We start from the raw sequence: 285 nt of genomic DNA on the forward strand, positions 1-285 counted from the left end.
AGTTTATCGCGACGGCCCTGCAAGACTGGCTGAGAAAAGTCGGGATCAAGCCGATCCAGATCTACCCGGGATCGCCCTGGGAGAACGGCTGCAACGAACGCTTCAACGGCACATTGCGACGCGAAGTCCTCAACGCAGAATGGTTCCATACAACCAGGCAAGCGCAGATCGTCATCAATACCTGGCTCAGACAGTACAACCGGATACGACCTCATCAGGCCCTAAACATGCGCCCGCCAGTTCCAGAAACCTTGCTGAAAAGTGGCCCATAGAAATGGGGCTGGA

General features: G+C 55.4%; 1 protein-coding gene. It reads left to right on the top strand.

Going from position 1 to position 285, the window contains the following annotated elements:
- Positions 1-272: integrase core domain-containing protein (locus Q1A34_RS21985; protein WP_300039657.1), on the top strand; the 272-nt coding region annotated here is incomplete at its 5' end.
- Positions 273-285 lie beyond the last annotated feature (13 nt).

This window comes from uncultured Roseobacter sp., assembly GCF_947491795.1.
Lineage (GTDB): Bacteria > Pseudomonadota > Alphaproteobacteria > Rhodobacterales > Rhodobacteraceae > Roseobacter.